This is a genomic window from Alistipes megaguti, assembly GCF_944320325.1.
GTDB lineage: Bacteria > Bacteroidota > Bacteroidia > Bacteroidales > Rikenellaceae > Alistipes > Alistipes megaguti.
Map to the genome: position 1 here is coordinate 20,668 of NZ_CALUHA010000010.1, position 17,479 is coordinate 38,146.

The window sequence follows — 17,479 nt, forward strand, 5'->3', positions numbered from 1 at the left end:
GGCCGCGGCTACGGAACGTTGCTTCCGGACTCTGACGCCCCCGGAACGACAGAAGCCGCCCTCGGGGAGCGGCTCGACAAACCGGAATCACGCGACAATCCCTACCGGCCGGGGGGGGGTCAGAGTTCCACAATGCCGTTGCGGATGGCGTAGACCACCAGCGAGGCCGTATTCTTGCAGCCGGTCTTTTCGAGGATATTGGCCCGGTGCTTGTCCACCGTGCGCTTCGAGATGAAGAGGGCATCGGCGATCTCCTGATTCGAAAGCCCCTGGCATACGGCCACCAGAATCTCCCGCTCACGTGCCGAAAGCTGTTCATCCGGCGCGTCGTCGCGGGTGCGCATCCGTCCCGTCAGCGACGAAAGCAGCTGCGGCGAGAAGTAGCTCCCGCCGGCCATCACCGCATCCATTGCCTCCAGCACGTCGCCGATGTCGGAATCCTTCAGCAGGAAGCCCTTCGCCCCGGCCTCCACCATGCGCGAATAGTAGCTCTCCTCGCCGAACATCGACAGCGTGATGATACGCAGTTCGGGATGGCGCGCCAGGGCCCGTTCGGTGGTCTGCGCCCCGTCCAGCCCCGGCATCGCAAAGTCCATGAAGACGATATCCGCCTCCACACGGTCGATCATCGCCAGAAACTCCTCGCCGCTGGCGGCTTCGCCCACGACGTGGCACCCGGCGCAATGCTCCAACAGCCCCCGCAATCCGTTGCGGAAGAGCGAATGGTCGTCTACGAGGATGATGCGGCAGTTCATGTCAGCGGCGGCGTTTGCGTTTGCGTTTGCGCGGTGCGGGAGCCGGCTCCTGCTGCGTATTCACCCGGATGGCGGCCCGCATCCCCTTGCCCTTCGACGAGGTGATGTCGAACGTCCCGCCCAGCGAGTTGATCCGCGAGGCAATGTTCGAAAGCCCCATGCCGCAGTCCATCATCGCCTGCGGATTGAATCCCCGGCCATTGTCCGAATAGTCGAGCGCCAGCTCCGGTCCATTCTGCGACAACGACAGGTTCACCTCCGTGCAGGCGGCATGTTTGAGCGAGTTGTTGATCAGCTCGCAGATCACCCGATAGAGGATCACCTCGATGTCCGTATCATAACGCTCGCTGCGCAGGTTGGTCGTGAAGCGGATCTTCACGTTGTGCATCGCCGCGCTCTTGTCGATAAAGTTCTGTACGCCGCGCGCCAGTCCGAAATCGTTCAGCACGTGGGGCGAGAGGTTGTTCGAGATCTCGCGCAGCGAACGGATCGCCTCGTCGATCACATAGGTCGTATTGGCGATGATCTCGCGCTGTTCGGGGCTCTGCTCACCGCGCGAAAGGGCCGACAGCGACATCTTGGCCGACGACAACAGCGGCCCCAGTCCGTCGTGCAGCTCCTTCGAGAAGCGCGAACGAGCCTTCTCCTCGGTGCGCAATACGGCCGTGAGGATCCGTTTGTTGAGCAGCGACCGCTGGCGGTTCAGCCGCGCAATGTACTTGAAGAGCTTGTGGGCATACATCACCCCGATCGAAAGGCAGACCGAGATTACGATGCCCAGATAGGCGAACCACCACCGCGAGATCACCTCCACGCCCGACTCCACGAGCAGCTGGATCAGCCGTTCGACGGACAACAGCGAGAAGCCCACGATGAAGAGGATCCACACCGAATTGTACTTCGTGGTGTGGACCAGACGCAGTGCATAACCCGTGGCCACGCACTGGATGACGATCGAAATGACCAACAGAATCCGGATGAGCATAGGCGGTACTCTTTTTCTACTCCCTACAAAGATACGAAACGGCAGCCAATCGGCCGCACGATTCGGCCGTTATTTTCGGGATTCGGGCTCTCCGTCGCACGCCGCGGGGAAAAAGCGCCGCAGATGCTTCAGCTGGCGGTAATCCGTCAGATCGGTATGTACGGGAACCACCGAGACGTATTTGTTGCGCAGGGCCCACTCGTCCGTATCCTCCGCCTCGGGCTCGCCGTCGACGAAGGCCCCCGTCAGCCAGAAATACTCCCGCCCGCGCGGATCCTCGTGGCGGTAGAACTCCTCGCGCCAGAAGCCCCGGTTCTGACGGCACAGCCGGATGCCGCGCAGCTCCTCGGGACGCCCGACGGGAACGTTCACGTTCAGGCACAGCGGCAGCAGGATCTCCCCGGCGAGCAGGTCGCCGATGATCTGCCGCCCGTAGAGCACCGCCCCGTCGAAATCGGCATCGGCGCCGTGGTCGTCGAGCGACAGCCCCACCGAAGGACATCCGTAGAAACTCCCCTCGATGGCTGCACCCATCGTCCCCGAATAGAGAATATTGACCGCCGAATTCGAGCCGTGGTTGATGCCCGAGATCACCAGGTCGATCCGTTGCTCGCGCAACAGGTAGTCGAAGGCCATCTTCACGCAGTCGACCGGCGTCCCCGAAAAGGAGTAGACCTCAAGTCCCTCCTCCTCGCGGATCTTGCGCAGGTAGAGCGGATTATACATCGTGATGGCCTGGCTCATGCCGCTCTGCGGCGTCTCGGGGGCCACGGCCACCACCCGGCCGAAATTCCGCGCCACCTCGATAGCTGCGGCAAAGCCTTTCGATGCGTAGCCGTCATCGTTGGTGACCAGTATCAATCGTTCGTTTTCCATCTTCTTCGTTTTTTCGGTCTTGCCGTCCGAAGCGTTGTCCCGCGCAGTCGGGCTGCGATTCGGGGATCGCAGCCTCCCGTCGGCAGGCCACGTCCGGGGCATCCTCGTCGGGACCTTAGCCGGCCCCTCACCGGGGAGGGACAATGCCGGCATGGCATCTGCGGCGGACTCTTCGTCGGGTCCTGCCGGAGTTGGAGCGGCTCGGGAGGAGCTCTCCGGGGCGGACAGCGGAGACAAAGATACGAATAAATCGCTCTTTTTTCGCGCTTTCCTATGTTGTTTCGTTTTTTCTCCTTATCTTTGCGCTCCCGACAGGGCGTATATCGACCTCTTTCATTGGGCGGTAGAGCAACGCGGGGAGGGGGGGGGTGAGCAACGGGAGGCTCGCAGCCGGTGGAGGGCCGGGAAACGGACAATCCAACGGAGTGGACAAGCCTTCGCCGAACACCTCTCACACCGCAGGATTATCGGAAAAAGTCCGGTATGGTAGCCAGACCGCAGCGGGAATGTCGAGTGCGAAACTTTAAAAAATTTGTTGCAACAATGAACAAGGACGCAATCATCAAGCTCGTCAACGAGCAGATGTGGCCCAAGACGGATGCTGACGTACCGTCGTTCAAGGCCGGTGACACGATCACCGTATCTTACCGAATCATCGAGGGTAACAAGGAGCGCCTGCAGAACTTCCGCGGTGTCGTGATCCAGATCAAGGGTTCGGGCAAAACCAAGATGTTCACCATCCGCAAGGTTTCGAACGGCGTAGGCGTAGAGCGTATCTTCCCCCTCTACTCCCCTCACATCGACAAGATCGAAGTCAACAAGGTCGGTGTCGTACGTCGCGCCCGCATCTACTATCTCCGCGATCTGACCGGCAAGAAGGCCCGCATCAAGGAGAAGCGCATGACCCGCACGGAGAAATAGGCTTCGGCGGAAATCGCACGAAAAAATGTCTCACGGACAACCGTGAGACATTTTTTTTTGCACCTCGAAACGGCATGGAGCACCCGTCAACACGCATCCGTCAACGCACACCCGTCTGTCCGCCGAGCCTTCCTCCTCTCAGCTCCCTCCCTCCTCAGCCCCCTCCCTCAAAAAAACGGGGCACTCCCCATCGAGAGCGCCCCGTTTTTCCGAATCCGGACTCCGCGGAACTAGTCCACCGGAATATCCTTGTTGACGTTCTTCGATCCGGCTACGGCATAATAGAGCATGTAAAGCAGACCGGCGATGATCACCCAGTAGCTCGACAGATAGCCTGCCAGGTCGGCCACATAGCCCTGGATCAGCGGAAGGATGCCGCCGCCGCAGACCATCATCATGAAGATACCCGAACCCATCGACGTGTACTTGCCGAGGCCCTCGACCGCCAGATTGAAGATGCCACCCCACATCACCGAGGTACACAGACCGCACAGCGTGAGGAACATCACACCGATCGGCACCTTGATCATGGCAAAGCCCGTACCCGTGAAGACCGGCATGCGGCCCTCGACCGTCGTCGGGGCGAAGATGCCCAGCAGTACGAAAACGATTGCCACCAGGCAGACTGCCATCAGCTGCGTGCGGCTCGAAACCTTACCGCCGATCAGTCCGCCGACCAGACGGCCGATCATCATCAGGAACCAGTAGGTGCCGACCAGTGAACCGGCTGCCGCAGCGGCGATTCCCATACCGCTCGTCGCAGCATCCGGAGAGGCCGTCAGGAAGAGGTTCATGAAGTTGGGAATACCCACCTCGACACCTACGTAAATAAAGATGGCCACCGTACCGAGTACGAAGTGACGGAACGACATGGCGCTGTGCTTGTCCTTCTTGGCCGACTTGGCCTCCTCGATGGCATACGGCTCGGGGATCTTCACGGCCAGCAGCACGACGAAGACCACGGCGAAGATGCCCATGGCGATGAACAGGGCGGGAGCCGCATCGCTGATCGTCGCATTGGCGGCATTGCCCATCAGGTAACCCACCAGAATCGGCACGATCGTCGCCGAGATCGAGTTCAGCGAACCGCCGAACTGGATCAGCTGGTTGCCCTTCTTGCCGCCGCCGCCCAACGTGTTGAGCATCGGGTTGACCACCGTGTTGAGCATGCACATCGAGAAGCCCGAGATGAAGGCGCCGGCCAGATAGATGCCGAAGCTGCCCGCCTCACCCGAGAGGAACTGGATGCCCACGCCGATAAAGCCCACGGCAATGGCCACCAGTGCCGTCTTCTTGTAACCGATGCGCTTGAGCATCAGACCCGCCGGCAGACCCATGAAGGCATAGGCAATGAAGTTGGCGGCGTTACCCAGCTGCGACATCCAGTTCGCCACCGAGAACTGGTTCTTCACGATTACGCCCAACGGGTTCGTGAGGCCCGTCACGAACGAAATCATCGCAAACAGCGCGAACATCATGATGATGGGCAACGTGTAGTTTTTCTTTTGCGTTTGTTCCATATGGTTTTAGAAATGTTAGGTTAATTGAGTTCGAGTCATCGGTCCCGCTCCGCCACATAGGCGCAGAGGTTCACAAGCGCCGAACGATACTCCGAATCTTCGTAGTCCGAAAGCATCTCGACAGCCCGCGTGATATAGCCCTGCATCACCTCGCCGGCCTGACGGAGGCCCCCCTCCTGCTCCACCGTCGAGCGGAGGTACTCCACCGCGGCATCATCCTCGTGGCAATGGGCAAGCCGTTCGAGGAGCTCCGCACGCCGCTGCTCCGCGGCGTCCTCGAGTATGACCAGCAGCGGAAGCGTGATCTTGCCTTCACGCAGGTCGTTGCAGGCCGGTTTGCCGGTCTGGGCCGTCGGCGTATAGTCCAGGATGTCGTCCTGGATCTGGAAAGCCATGCCCAGCGCCTCGCCGAAACGGCGCATCGTCGTCACCTTGTCGCGGGTTGCCCCCACGGCCAGGGCGCCGGCCGAGGAGCTGATCCCCAGCAGACAGGCCGTCTTCTTGTAGATGATTTCGAGATAGGACTTGCGTGTCATCGTCCGGTTGGCAGCACATTCGTCCTGCAACACCTCTCCCTCACATAATGCAGCCATGGATCCGCAGATGTGCGTCACCAGGTCGAACTGCCCGCTCTGAAGCCCGATATTCATGTTCCGCGCCAGGATGTAGTCGCCCAGAATAACGGCCTTGTGCGACTGCCAGCGGGCATTCACCGAGGCCCGGCCCCGGCGCGTGTCGGATTCGTCGATCACGTCGTCGTGGATCAGCGACGCCACGTGGATCATCTCCACCAGCATGGCCGCCAGGCAGGCCCGACGCCCCGTCGAGGCCCCCTTGACCGAGGCATTCATCGCCGCGGAGAGCATCACCAGCGTCGGCCGGATCCCCTTTCCCCGCGCGGAAAGCGCATAGCGCAACATATCGGAGAGCAATTCGCCCTCGGCCGTGAACTGCCGTTCGACAAACTCTTCGAACGCGGCCAGTTCCGCCGTGACGGGCTTGCGGATGTTTTCAAGCGTAATCATACTCGCAAAGATAGTCATTTTTCCCAATCCTGACTCGGACTCTCGCGCTTTTTTCGTACCTTTGGCCGTTGATTAAGAGTCGATGAAATGAATTTCAACCGCAAGAACATCGTCGGGATGATCCCCGCGATCGCTGCCATCCTGATCTTTTTCGTGGCCGCGGCTCTCTACTGCGCCCCGCAGTTCCGCGGCGAGGTCCTCCCGCAGCACGACGTCATCCAATACGAAGGCATGGCCCGGGATATCTCCCGGATGAGGGCCCAGACCGGCGAGGACCCCCAGTGGACCGGAGGCATGTTCGGCGGAATGCCCGCCTATCTGATCAACGTCGCCTACCCCGCTCAGCTGGTCAAAAACCACGTCGGAAAGGTCGTCCGTTGGATCGACACCCCGGCGGCCTTCCTCTTCTTCGCCATGCTCTCGATGTGGCTCATGCTCCTGATCTGCGGCGTGAACCCCTGGGTCGGGGTCGTCCCGGCACTGGCCTACGGCTTCTCGACCTACTTCCTGCTGATCATCGGCGCCGGCCACATCACCAAGATGTGGGCGCTGGTCTACGCCCCGCTGATGATGGGCGGGGCGTGGGCAACCCTGCGCCGCAACGTCTGGGCCGGAATGGTCCTGACGGCGCTGGCCACCTCGCTCGAAATCGGCGCCAACCACCCGCAGATCACCTATTATTTCCTGGTGGCCATGGCCGCCCTCTGGATCAGCGAAGGCATCGTCGCGCTGCGGGAGAAGCACCTCAAACAATTCGCCGTACGCACGGCAGCCCTCGCCGCGGCCGGACTGCTGGCCCTGGGATCGAACTTCGCCCCGCTCTGGTACACCGCCCAGCACTCGAAGGAGACCATCCGCGGCGGCTCGGAGCTGGCCGCCGCAGACAACGGCGGCGCCACCTCGGAAAGCGACTCCCGCGGTCTGGACCTCGACTACGCCACGGCCTGGAGCTACGGCAAGGCCGAGAGCTTCAATCTGCTGATTCCCGACTTCATGGGCCGCGAATCGGCCGCGCCGATCCCAGCCGACGGACAGACCGCCGCCGAACTGACCGACATCGGCCGGCAGCTGGGCGCCCCCTCGCTCGGAAGCTGGGCCGCCCAACTTCCCGCCTACTGGGGCGAACAGCCCTACACCGCCGGCCCGACCTATCTCGGGGCTGCGGCCATCTTCCTGGCCCTGCTCGGTGCCATCTGGACCAGCGGCCGAAACCGTTGGTGGATCCTGGCCGTCTCGCTGCTGATGCTGCTGCTGGCCTGGGGCCGCAACTGGATGGGATTCACCGAACTGGCCTTCCGATACCTGCCCGGATACAACAAGTTCCGCACCGTCTCGATGACGCTCGTCGTCATCCAGTGGGCCGTGCCGCTGCTCGGTGCCTTCGCCCTGATGCGCATCTGGCGCGAGGAGATCCCCCGCGAGCGCTTCTGGAAGGGATTGGCCTGGGCCGCCGGCGTCACCGGAGGTCTCTGCCTGCTCTTCGCCGTGGCCGGAGGCTCGCTCTTCGACTTCGGGCGCGCGGCCAGCGCCGAACAGATGGGCGAAACCTTCCGCCAGCTCTTCCAGGCCAACGGCCTCCAGAGCTACGTCGACCGCGGCATGGATGTCGAATGGGGCGACGCCGTGGCCCGCGGAATCGCAGCCGACCGGCAGGCCATGATGCAGGCCGACGCCTGGCGTTCGCTCCTCATGGTGCTCCTGGCCGCAGGCTGCATCGCCCTCTGGGGGCTGAAAAAGATGGGCCGCAACGTGCTGATCGCCGCACTGGCCTGTGTAATGCTGATCGACCTGGTGCCGGTCGACCGCCGCTTCCTCTCCTCGGAGGATTTCGTCTCGCCCCGCAGCACGCAGGTCTCCCCCTCGGCCGCCGACCGGGCCATCATGCAGGACAAGGATCCCGGATACCGCGTGCTGAACCTCACGGTCAGCCCCTTCAACGACGCCACGACCTCCTATTTCCACCGCTCGGTAGGCGGTTATCACGGCGCCAAACTGGCCCGCTATCAGGATCTGATCGACCGCTATCTGAACGATCTGAACCCCGCGGTGCTCGACATGCTGAACACCCGCTACGTGATCGTCCCCGGCGAGGACGGCCAGCCGCAGGCCCAGCGCCGCACGACAGCCTACGGTGCGGCGTGGTTCGTCGATTCGCTGGCCGGCGCCGCTTCGGCCCGGGAGGAGATCGACCTGTTAGGGCAGGTCAACCTCCGCACGACGGCCGTCGTAAACACCGCACAGGCCGAAGCGGTCGCCGCTCGGCAGATGCCCCTCGGACAGGACTCCACGGCCCGCATCAATCTGGTGGAGTACCGCCCCAACTACCTCCGTTACGAATATTCCACGCCCGAGGAGGCCGTCGCGGTCTTCTCCGAAATCTACTACGACAAGGGGTGGAAAGCCTATGTCGACGGTATCGAAAGCCCCGCCTTCCGCGCCGACTACGTGCTGCGCGCCATGCGCCTGCCGGCCGGGCAGCACACCGTCGAGTGGCGTTTCCGCGCCCCGGCCTGGAACACCGTCGAGGCCGTCACGGGCATCTGCTCGGCGTTGATCCTGCTCGGAACCCTGGCCGCCATCATCGTATTTGCCCTTCGCAAGAAAAAATCCGCACACCATGAAGGATGACAAAAGACTCAAACGCAAGGTTCGGAACTCCTACATCATCTCGACCCTCAGCATCACGCTCGTCCTCTTTCTGCTGGGATCGGTCGGCTATCTGATGGCCGCCGCCCTGCAGGTCGCAAGGACCCTTCAGGAGAGCGTCGCCGTGACGGTCGAACTCTCGAACGACCTCTCCGAGGAGCAGCGCGCCGAGATCGAAAAGCGGCTCGCAGCCGAGGATCTCATCGCCACGATCACCTTCTCGTCGAAGGAGGCGAAGGCCGAAGATACGGAGTTCCGCCGCATGTTCGGCGCCGAATTCGAGGAGGTGCTCGAGGAGAATCCGCTGCTCGACTCGTTCGAACTGACGCTCACCGCCGCATCGGCCGACCAGGCCCTGCTCGACGACCTGATCGGTGCCCTCGAACGCATCCCCGGCGTCGAGCGGGTCTCCTATCCCGCCCGGGTCGCCGAACGCCTCCACGCCACGGTGAGCAAGATCCGCCTCATCCTGATCCTCTTCGGCGGAGCGCTGCTCGTCGTCTCGCTCGTGCTGCTGAACAACACCATCCGGCTGGCCATCTTCTCGAAACGCTATCTGATCAACACGATGAAGCTGGTCGGCGCCACCAAGTGGTTCATCATGAAGCCCTTCCTCGGAAACAGCATCACGCAGGGGATCATCGCCGGCGTGGCCGCCTCGCTGCTCTTCGGCCTCGCGGTCTACGGCCTCAACGAGGCGGTGCCCGAACTGCTCACGCTGGCCGAAATGCGCCGGCTGGGTATCATCCTCGGCGCCATGATCCTCGGCGGCGTGCTCATCTCGGGACTCTTCACCTGGGTGGCCCTCAACAAATTCGTCAACATGAAGTCAAACAAGATATACCTTTATTAAATGAAAAAGAATCCCGCCAAAACGCCCGAGCAGCAGCCGGAAAACCCCCGCATGCCCCTCTCGCGTAAAAACTACATCCTGCTGGTCATCGGCCTTGCCACCATCCTCGTCGGATTCCTCCTGATGGCCGGAGGCGGCAGCGACTCCCCCGACGAGTTCAACTACGCCATGTTCTCCTGGCGGAGAATCACCCTCGCACCGATCCTCGTGATCGGCGGTTTCGCCTTCGAGATCTACGCCATCCTGAAACGTTTCAATTAACCCGTTCGCCTTCACACGATGGATACACTGCAAGCCATTCTGCTCGGCATCGTACAGGGAATCACCGAATTCCTTCCCGTCTCGAGCAGCGGTCACCTCCAGATCGCCAAGGAGCTGCTCGGCGTCCAGCTCGAAGAGAACCTCACCTTCGACGTCACACTCCATGCCGCAACCGTTCTGAGCACAATCGTCGTCCTGTGGAACCAGATCCGCCGACTCCTCACGGGGCTCTTCTCCCGCAGGTTCAACGACGAACAGGCCTACGTCCTCAAGATCCTCCTCTCGATGATCCCCATCGGCATCGTCGGGTTTCTGCTCAAGGACCAGCTCGATGCCCTGCTCAACGCCCCCTATATTCTGGTTGTCGTCGGCGCCATGCTCCTGCTGACAGCCGTCCTGCTCGCCTTCGCCTACTGGGCCAAACCCCGCCAGAAGGAGTCAATCTCCTACCGCGACGCCCTGATCATCGGTCTGGCGCAGGCCTGCGCCGCCATGCCCGGACTCTCGCGATCGGGGTCGACCATCGCCACCGGGCTGCTCCTGGGCAACAAAAAAGCGGCTGTCGCCCAGTTCTCGTTCCTCATGGTGCTGCTGCCGATCCTCGGCGAGACGTTCCTCGAGGCGGTCAAGGGAGAACTCACCGCCGGCGTCGGAACCGTGCCCCTCATGGCCGGATTCCTCGCCTCGTTCATCACCGGATGTCTGGCCTGCCGCTTCATGCTCGAGATCGTACAGCGCGGACGGCTCATCTGGTTCGCCGTATACTGCGCCGCTGCCGGACTGGTATCCATCATAAGCTATCTCTGCTGATGAAACAGACCCCCGATCTGCACGGCATCAACTTCGAGGAGGGCTACATCGCCGTACTGGACAAACCGCTGCGCTGGACCTCGACCGACGTGGTCCGCAAAATCAAGTTCTCGCTCCGCAAACTCGGCTACCGCCGCATCAAGGTCGGCCACGCCGGAACGCTCGACCCCCTGGCCACGGGCGTCCTGCTGGTCTGCATCGGCCGCGCCACCAAGATGGTCGACGCCCTGCAGGCCGAGGAGAAGGAGTACATCGCCGACGTCATGCTCGGCGCCACGACCCCCAGCTTCGACCTCGAACACGAAATCGACCACACCTATCCCTGGGAGCACATCACCCGCCGGGCCGTGGAGAAGGCGCTGGCCGACCTGACGGGCCAACGCCTCCAGACCCCGCCCGTCTACTCGGCCAAGAAGATCGACGGAACGCGCGCCTACGAACTGGCCCGCGCCGGCGAGGAGGTGGCCGTGCGGCAGGCGCTGATCACCATCTACGAGATGGAGCTGCTCGAGTGCGAGCTGCCGAAGATCCGCATCCGCGTCCGCTGCAGCAAGGGTACCTACATCCGCTCGCTGGCCCGCGAGATCGGTGAGGCACTGCAGAGCGGCGCCCACCTGACGGCCCTGCGCCGCACCCGAAGCGGCGGTTTTACCGTCGAAAACGCTTGGTCGCTGGACGAATTCCTTGAAAATCTGCAAAATCTTGAAACAAAATGACGTTTTTTACGTATAGAGAATAATCTGTCTTATTTTTCTGAACGTAAAAAAGCGTTTTTTGCTATGAAGTTATCGCAATACGGCTACGAGTTCTCCCCCGAGATGCTGGCCAAATATCCGGCCGAGAATCGCGACGAAGCCCGTCTGATGGTCATCAACCGCGCCAAGGGAACCATCGAGCACCGCATCTTCAAGGACATCATCGAATATTTCGAGGAAAAGGACCTCTTCGTCTTCAACGACACGAAGGTCTTCCCCGCCCGCCTCTACGGAAACAAGGAGAAGACCGGCGCCGAAATCGAAATCTTCCTGCTGCGCGAACTCAACCGCGACCTGCGCCTGTGGGACGTGCTGGTCGACCCCGCCCGCAAGATCCGCATCGGAAACAAACTCTACTTCGGCGACGACGACCTGCTCGTGGCCGAGGTCATCGACAACACCACCTCACGCGGCCGTACGCTGCGCTTCCTCTTCGACGGTTCGTACGAGGAGTTCAAGAAAACGCTCTTCTCGCTGGGCGAAACGCCGCTGCCCAAGTGGGTCCGCGAAAAGGTCGAACCCGAAGACGCCGAACGCTATCAGACCATCTTCGCCCGCCACGAAGGCGCCGTGGCCGCCCCGACGGCCGGCATGCACTTCTCCAAGCACCTGATGAAACGCATGGAGATCAAGGGCATCGACAGCGCATTCATCACCCTGCACGTCGGGCTGGGAAACTTCCGCACGGTCGACGTCGAGGACCTCTCCAAACACAAGATGGACTCCGAACAGTTCTTCGTCACCGAAGAGGCCGCCCAGGCCGTCAACTCGGCCAAACGCGCCGGACACAAGGTCGTCGCCATCGGTACGACCGTCATGCGCACGCTCGAAACCGCCGTCTCGACCAACGGCATGATCACCCCCATGGAGGGCTGGACCAACAAGTTCATCTTCGCCCCCTACGACTTCACCGTCGCCAACGCCATGGTCAGCAACTTCCACCTCCCCTACTCCACCCAACTGATGATGGTGGCCGCCTTCGGAGGGTACGAAACCGTCATGAACGCCTACAAGATCGCCCGCGAAGAGGGGTACCGCTTCGGCACTTACGGCGACGCCATGCTCATTCTTTAAAAAATTTTTCGTATCTTTGCAGGTATAAACCCCCGGAACCATGGCAAACAAGATTCTGTACGTATGTCAGGAAATCACCCCCTATCTCCCCGAAACGGAGGGGGCCCGGCTTTGCCGTGAACTGATACAGGCCATGCAGGAGCGAGGAAACGAAATCCGCACCTTCATGCCCCGTTACGGCTGTATCAACGAACGCAGGCATCAGCTGCACGAGGTCATCCGCCTCTCCGGCATGAACCTCATCATCGACGACAACGACCACCAGCTCATCATCAAGGTCGCCTCGATCCCCGCCGCCCGCGTACAGATCTACTTCATCGACAACGACGACTACTTTTCCAGAAAAGCCGTCCTGACGGATCCCGACGGCAACTTCTTCCCCGACAACGACGAACGAGTCATCTTCTTCGCCCGCGGCGTGCTGGAGACCGTCAAGAAACTGCGCTGGACCCCGACCGTGGTCCACTGCCACGGCTGGTTCGCCGGCGTGGTCCCCGTCTATCTGAAGAAGGTCTTTGCCGACGACCCCCTCTTCCGAAACGTCAAGGTCGTCGTCTCCCTCTACGGAGACTCGTTCCCCGGGAATCTCGACCCGCAAATCAAGGAGAAGATCGCCGGTGAAGGGGTCAAAGACAAAAATCTCGACCTTCTCGACCTCCCTTCATACGAAAATCTCTGCCGTTTCGTTATGCATTATGCCGACGGGGTAGTCGCCGCATCGCAGGATCTCGACCCCAAGGTGTTGGAGTGGGCCCGCAACTCGGGAAAACCCCTGCTCGAATACCAAAGCCCCGACGCAGAGGACTTTTTCGATAATTACAACCGATTCTATGAAGCGATTCCATAACGCCCGCCGCTGTGCGCTCCGCTACTCCCTGATCGGACTGGCCGGAGCCCTCCTGCTCGGCAGTTGCACCAAGGTCGACGATACGCTCGGCGGCAACCTTATCCCCGACAACCAGCAGATGCGCGCCGGATTCGTGACCATCGACGGAACAACCAAAACCATCGACGGACTGAATCCCAGACGGTATGTCGAAACCCGGCTCTTCAAAACCGACTCGATCGTCGGTTCGAACCTCTCGTACGGCTATTTCGGCACCCAGATGAACGATTCGATCGGAACGCGGACCGCCGGATTCCTCACCCAGATGGTCAGTTACTATGCCGTGCCGGAAGGCTACTTCGGCTATATGCCGATCTTCGACTCGGCCCAGATCCTGTTGAGCATCAAGAGCCTCGGACGCGACTCCCTGACCGAACAACACTTTGCCGTCTACGAGATCCGCAACAACGACTACATTACCCAGCGTGAGCGGAGCGATACGGTCTTCTATCTGGGCTTCACCCCCGACAAGCAGACCGTCAACACCGACGAGGAGCCGCTCTTCCGCTTCACGCTCGGCGGCGAGGACAAGTCCCCCTCCACCACCTCGGCCGTCACCATGACCGCAACCCAACAGGGCGAAGCCTACATCAGACGACTCATGCTGCAGGAGGGCACCTACAAGGATAAATACTCGATCTACACGACCGACAGCCTCAAGTACTTCATCGAAGAGTTCCCCGGACTCTATATTGCCCCGGATCCCGCCTACCGGCTCGACAAGACGGGCAAGAGCAACGTCGGAACGATCTTTGCCACGCAGCTCGATGCCTCGGGACTCTCGATCTACGGACGTAACCGCGTCAAGGGGGATCCAGCCCTCATCCAGGATACGATCGGCATGGTCCTCTACTTTTATGACTCATACGCTTCGAACGGAAACGTCTCGGTCAACTCAATCCAGCATGACTATGCGCAGATCACAGTCCCGGAACTGAAGTTCGACGCCGCGACCAACGCCCAGGAGCCGGAATCCGGCGCCGAGGATACGCGTCAGCCCGTCACGCAGCTGCGCGTCGAGGGAATGGGCGGTGCCATTACCGAGATGACCTTCACCCCCGAATTCTTCGCCAAACTCGAGGAGGTCATCGCCCAGGAGAATGCCAAGGACGGCAAGAACTTCCGCACGCTGGCCTTCAGTCAGGCCCGCATGTCGATCTACTTCTCCGAAAGCAGCTACGACTGGGGCGATCTCGACCCGAATCCGTCGACGGACGGAGGCGCCTCGCCCCTGCTGTCGCTCATCGAGGAGATGAACGCCGCACCGAACCGGCTGGGCCTCTACACCAACTACAAATCGCTGTCGCCCGTTTCGGACTACGCCTACAGCTACGAACAGAACTACAGCACGACGCTCGCCTACGGCGGATACATCAACCGCAGCCGCGGCTGCTACGTACTCAACATCACGGGCTATCTGCAGCAGCTGTGGAACAGTTACATCAAGGTCAAGGAGGCCGCCGGCGCCGTCTATCCCATGCTGCCGCAGGCCGATGCACAGGGCAGCATCCCGGCCGGAGATCTGGCCGCCTTCCAGACGGGTTACGAAGCCTGGGAGAAGACCGTCGACTGGAACAAGGTGGCCAACCGCACGGTCTACATCGGGCCGGAAGCCTACAGCATCTTCACCAACTCGTTCGGCGTGATGCAGGGAGCCTCGACCGTAGACAACGAACTCAACAGTCCGATCCGTTTCGATCTGGCCTACAACCTGATCAAGTAACCGTACTGACAAACCCTTTGGCGGAACCTAAGTGCAAAACTTAGGTTTTCGCATTTACAAGCCATCAATATACCATTCATGCAGGAGAATCTAGTAATCGTCGAGTCCCCGGCCAAAGCCAAGACCATCGAGAAGTTCCTCGGGAAGGACTTCGTCGTCAAATCGAGCTTCGGACACATCCGCGATCTGGCGAAAAAGGACCTCGGCATCAATATCGAAGAGGGCTTCAAACCCATCTACGAAATCCCAGCCGACAAGAAAAAGGTTGTCGACGAACTCAACAAACTGGCCAAAAAGAAGACCGTCTGGCTCGCCTCCGATGAAGACCGCGAAGGAGAAGCCATCGCATGGCACCTCACCGAAGTGTTGGGGCTCCCCGTCGACCAGACCAAACGCATCGTCTTCCACGAAATTACCAAACGCGCCATCCTCGAGGCCATCGAGAAACCGCGTACGGTCAACATGAACCTGGTCAACGCCCAACAGGCCCGCCGCATCCTCGACCGCCTGGTGGGTTTCGAACTCTCGCCCGTGCTGTGGAAAAAGGTGCGGCCGTCGCTCTCGGCCGGACGCGTGCAGTCGGTGGCCGTACGGCTGATCGTCGAGCGCGAACGCGAGATCATCGCCTTCCATTCGACCCCCTATTTCCGGGTCGTGGCACAGTTCCACGCCGCAGAGAATCCCGACAAGACCCTCTTCAGGGCCGAACTCCCGACCCGCTTCGAGACGGCCGAGGAGGCCGAATCGTTCCTGCGGTCGTGCATCGGCGCCACGTTCACCGTCGCCAAGTCGGAGGAGAAACCCGCCCAGCGCTACCCCGCCCCGCCGTTCACCACCTCAACGCTGCAGCAGGAGGCCGGCCGCAAATTGGGCATGTCGGTCTCGCGGACAATGGCCGTCGCACAGCGGCTCTACGAACAGGGATTGATCACCTACATGCGTACCGACTCGGTGAACCTTTCGCAGCAGGCGCTGGCCCAGTGCAAGGAGGAGGTCATCAAACTCTACGGCGAGAAATACTCGCGCTGGTATAACTACAAGACCAAGACCAAAGGGGCCCAGGAGGCACACGAGGCCATCCGTCCGTCGTACATCGACCGCCAGTCGATCGAGGGCACGGCCGAGGAGAAACGGCTCTACGACCTGATCTGGAAGCGCACGGTCGCCTCGCAGATGGTCTGCGCCGAGCTGGACCGCACGACGATCACCATCGACATGTCGGGATCGCAGCACCAGTTCGTGGCCCAGGGCGAAGTGATCCGTTTCGACGGTTTCCTGCGCCTCTACTCCGAGTCGACGGATGACGACCAGGCGGCCGAAAGCGGCGAAGGACGTCTGCCGAAACTCGCCACGGGCGACCGCCTCGAGGCCGCACAGATCACCGCGACGGAGCGCTTTACGTCGGCTCCGGCCCGCTACAACGAGGCCTCGCTGGTCAAACGCCTCGAGGAGCTCGGCATCGGGCGCCCGTCGACCTACGCCCCGACCATCACGACGATCATCAACCGCGGCTACGTCGTCAAGCAGAACCGCGACGGACAGAAACGCAGCTACACGCAGCTGACGCTCAAGGAGGGCAAGATCGCCGGCGAAACCCTCACGGAGAACTACGGCAAGGAGAAGAACCGCCTCTCGCCCACGGATATCGGCATGGTGGTCAACGACTACCTCGAGGAGCAGTTCGGACCGATCATCGACTACAACTTCACGGCCAACGTCGAGAAGGAGTTCGACCGCATCGCCGAAGGAGACATCACCTGGGAGAAGATGATCGGCGACTTCTACGGACCGTTCCACAAGATGGTCGACGCGGCCATCACCTCGCAGAACACCAAACCCCGCGAGGTCCGCATCCTGGGCACCGATCCCAAAACGGGCCACACGGTCAAGGCCCGCATCGGCCGCTACGGCCCGATGGTCGAGATCGAAGGGGCCGAGGGCGAGAAGAGCCGCTTCGCTTCGCTCAAGAAGGGGCAGCTCATCGAGTCGATCACCCTGGACGAGGCGCTGGAGCTCTTCGCCCTGCCGCGCGAGGTCGGCGAACTCGACGGCGAAAAACTGACGATCGGAATCGGCAAATACGGACCCTACGTCCGCTACGGCAGCTCGTTCGCCTCGCTGCCCAAGGGCGACGACCCCTACACGCTGACCCACGAACGGGCCGTGGAGATCGTCCGCGAACATCAGGCTGCCGCAGCTGCCGCCCACACGCCGCTGCGCAGTTTCGAGGAGGATCCCGACATGCTCGTCAAGAACGGCCGCTACGGCGCCTACATCGCCTACAAGGGCAAGAACTACCGCATCCCCAAAGGGACGAAACCCGAGGAGCTGACCCTCGAGGAGTGCCTGAAGATCGTTGCGGCCTCGAAAAAATAGATCATACCAAAAA

At 61.2% G+C, this 17,479-nt stretch carries 15 protein-coding genes; 10 read left to right on the top strand and 5 right to left on the bottom strand.

Annotated features, from left to right (window positions below; genetic code table 11):
- Positions 1-119: 119 nt before the first annotated feature.
- From PUQ42_RS04200 to surE, 3 genes are all read right to left on the bottom strand, one after another.
- The gene (locus PUQ42_RS04200; RefSeq protein ID WP_273371264.1) at positions 120-755 is read right to left on the bottom strand and encodes a response regulator; all 636 of its coding nucleotides are present in this window, start codon (positions 753-755) and stop codon (positions 120-122) included.
- 1 nt (position 756) lies between these two features.
- Positions 757-1,740 carry a sensor histidine kinase gene (locus tag PUQ42_RS04205; protein ID WP_273371266.1) on the bottom strand — a complete coding sequence of 328 codons (984 nt, stop codon included), beginning with the start codon at positions 1,738-1,740 and terminating at the stop codon, positions 757-759.
- 69 nt (positions 1,741-1,809) lie between these two features.
- Positions 1,810-2,616, bottom strand: coding sequence for a 5'/3'-nucleotidase SurE (gene surE, locus PUQ42_RS04210; RefSeq protein WP_122120135.1), 807 nt, complete (start codon positions 2,614-2,616; stop codon positions 1,810-1,812).
- Between the two features lie 543 nt (positions 2,617-3,159).
- Between surE and rplS the strand changes: the two genes are divergently transcribed.
- A complete protein-coding gene (gene rplS / locus PUQ42_RS04215; protein ID WP_122120134.1) occupies positions 3,160-3,537 on the top strand; it encodes a 50S ribosomal protein L19 in 378 nt (125 codons plus the stop codon).
- 230 nt (positions 3,538-3,767) lie between these two features.
- On the opposite strand, the gene PUQ42_RS04220 is transcribed toward rplS, so the two are convergent.
- Both PUQ42_RS04220 and PUQ42_RS04225 read right to left on the bottom strand, forming a co-directional pair.
- Positions 3,768-5,057: an MFS transporter gene (locus PUQ42_RS04220; protein WP_122120133.1), complete on the bottom strand. Its 1,290-nt coding sequence runs from the start codon at positions 5,055-5,057 to the stop codon at positions 3,768-3,770.
- Positions 5,058-5,092: 35 nt separating this feature from the next.
- On the bottom strand, positions 5,093-6,082 hold the full coding sequence (locus PUQ42_RS04225; RefSeq protein ID WP_087309710.1) for a polyprenyl synthetase family protein: 990 nt from the start codon (positions 6,080-6,082) through the stop codon (positions 5,093-5,095).
- A gap of 87 nt (positions 6,083-6,169) precedes the next feature.
- On the opposite strand from PUQ42_RS04225, the gene PUQ42_RS04230 reads away from it, so the two are divergent.
- The 9 genes from PUQ42_RS04230 (at position 6,170) to topA (ending at position 17,466) form a co-directional block, all read left to right on the top strand.
- Positions 6,170-8,710: a YfhO family protein gene (locus PUQ42_RS04230; RefSeq protein WP_273371274.1), complete on the top strand. Its 2,541-nt coding sequence runs from the start codon at positions 6,170-6,172 to the stop codon at positions 8,708-8,710.
- Positions 8,700-9,581: a cell division protein FtsX gene (locus PUQ42_RS04235; protein ID WP_087309707.1), complete on the top strand. Its 882-nt coding sequence runs from the start codon at positions 8,700-8,702 to the stop codon at positions 9,579-9,581. The genes PUQ42_RS04230 and PUQ42_RS04235 overlap by 11 nt, the downstream gene beginning before the upstream one ends.
- On the top strand, positions 9,582-9,842 hold the full coding sequence (locus PUQ42_RS04240; protein ID WP_087309705.1) for a DUF3098 domain-containing protein: 261 nt from the start codon (positions 9,582-9,584) through the stop codon (positions 9,840-9,842).
- An 18-nt stretch (positions 9,843-9,860) separates the two neighbouring features.
- Positions 9,861-10,652: an undecaprenyl-diphosphate phosphatase gene (locus PUQ42_RS04245; RefSeq protein ID WP_273371278.1), complete on the top strand. Its 792-nt coding sequence runs from the start codon at positions 9,861-9,863 to the stop codon at positions 10,650-10,652.
- 26 nt (positions 10,653-10,678) lie between these two features.
- Positions 10,679-11,368: a tRNA pseudouridine(55) synthase TruB gene (gene truB, locus PUQ42_RS04250; protein ID WP_273371340.1), complete on the top strand. Its 690-nt coding sequence runs from the start codon at positions 10,679-10,681 to the stop codon at positions 11,366-11,368.
- A 63-nt stretch (positions 11,369-11,431) separates the two neighbouring features.
- Positions 11,432-12,481, top strand: coding sequence for a tRNA preQ1(34) S-adenosylmethionine ribosyltransferase-isomerase QueA (gene queA / locus PUQ42_RS04255; protein WP_087309699.1), 1,050 nt, complete (start codon positions 11,432-11,434; stop codon positions 12,479-12,481).
- A 40-nt stretch (positions 12,482-12,521) separates the two neighbouring features.
- Positions 12,522-13,328 carry a glycogen/starch synthase gene (locus PUQ42_RS04260; protein WP_273371281.1) on the top strand — a complete coding sequence of 269 codons (807 nt, stop codon included), beginning with the start codon at positions 12,522-12,524 and terminating at the stop codon, positions 13,326-13,328.
- On the top strand, positions 13,312-15,090 hold the full coding sequence (locus PUQ42_RS04265; RefSeq protein ID WP_273371283.1) for a DUF4270 family protein: 1,779 nt from the start codon (positions 13,312-13,314) through the stop codon (positions 15,088-15,090). The genes PUQ42_RS04260 and PUQ42_RS04265 overlap by 17 nt, the downstream gene beginning before the upstream one ends.
- A gap of 78 nt (positions 15,091-15,168) precedes the next feature.
- Complete coding sequence (gene topA / locus PUQ42_RS04270; protein ID WP_273371286.1) at positions 15,169-17,466, top strand: type I DNA topoisomerase; 2,298 nt, start codon at positions 15,169-15,171, stop codon at positions 17,464-17,466.
- Positions 17,467-17,479 lie beyond the last annotated feature (13 nt).

Coding starts and splice junctions, on each gene's coding strand:
- PUQ42_RS04240 (WP_087309705.1), top strand. CDS start 9,582: ATGAAAAAGAATCCCGCCAAAACGCCCGAGCAGCAGCCGGAAAACCCC.
- PUQ42_RS04200 (WP_273371264.1), bottom strand. CDS start 755: ATGAACTGCCGCATCATCCTCGTAGACGACCATTCGCTCTTCCGCAAC.
- PUQ42_RS04205 (WP_273371266.1), bottom strand. CDS start 1,740: ATGCTCATCCGGATTCTGTTGGTCATTTCGATCGTCATCCAGTGCGTG.
- PUQ42_RS04245 (WP_273371278.1), top strand. CDS start 9,861: ATGGATACACTGCAAGCCATTCTGCTCGGCATCGTACAGGGAATCACC.
- PUQ42_RS04225 (WP_087309710.1), bottom strand. CDS start 6,082: ATGATTACGCTTGAAAACATCCGCAAGCCCGTCACGGCGGAACTGGCC.
- PUQ42_RS04235 (WP_087309707.1), top strand. CDS start 8,700: ATGAAGGATGACAAAAGACTCAAACGCAAGGTTCGGAACTCCTACATC.
- queA (WP_087309699.1), top strand. CDS start 11,432: ATGAAGTTATCGCAATACGGCTACGAGTTCTCCCCCGAGATGCTGGCC.
- PUQ42_RS04220 (WP_122120133.1), bottom strand. CDS start 5,057: ATGGAACAAACGCAAAAGAAAAACTACACGTTGCCCATCATCATGATG.
- surE (WP_122120135.1), bottom strand. CDS start 2,616: ATGGAAAACGAACGATTGATACTGGTCACCAACGATGACGGCTACGCA.
- topA (WP_273371286.1), top strand. CDS start 15,169: ATGCAGGAGAATCTAGTAATCGTCGAGTCCCCGGCCAAAGCCAAGACC.
- PUQ42_RS04265 (WP_273371283.1), top strand. CDS start 13,312: ATGAAGCGATTCCATAACGCCCGCCGCTGTGCGCTCCGCTACTCCCTG.
- rplS (WP_122120134.1), top strand. CDS start 3,160: ATGAACAAGGACGCAATCATCAAGCTCGTCAACGAGCAGATGTGGCCC.
- PUQ42_RS04260 (WP_273371281.1), top strand. CDS start 12,522: ATGGCAAACAAGATTCTGTACGTATGTCAGGAAATCACCCCCTATCTC.
- PUQ42_RS04230 (WP_273371274.1), top strand. CDS start 6,170: ATGAATTTCAACCGCAAGAACATCGTCGGGATGATCCCCGCGATCGCT.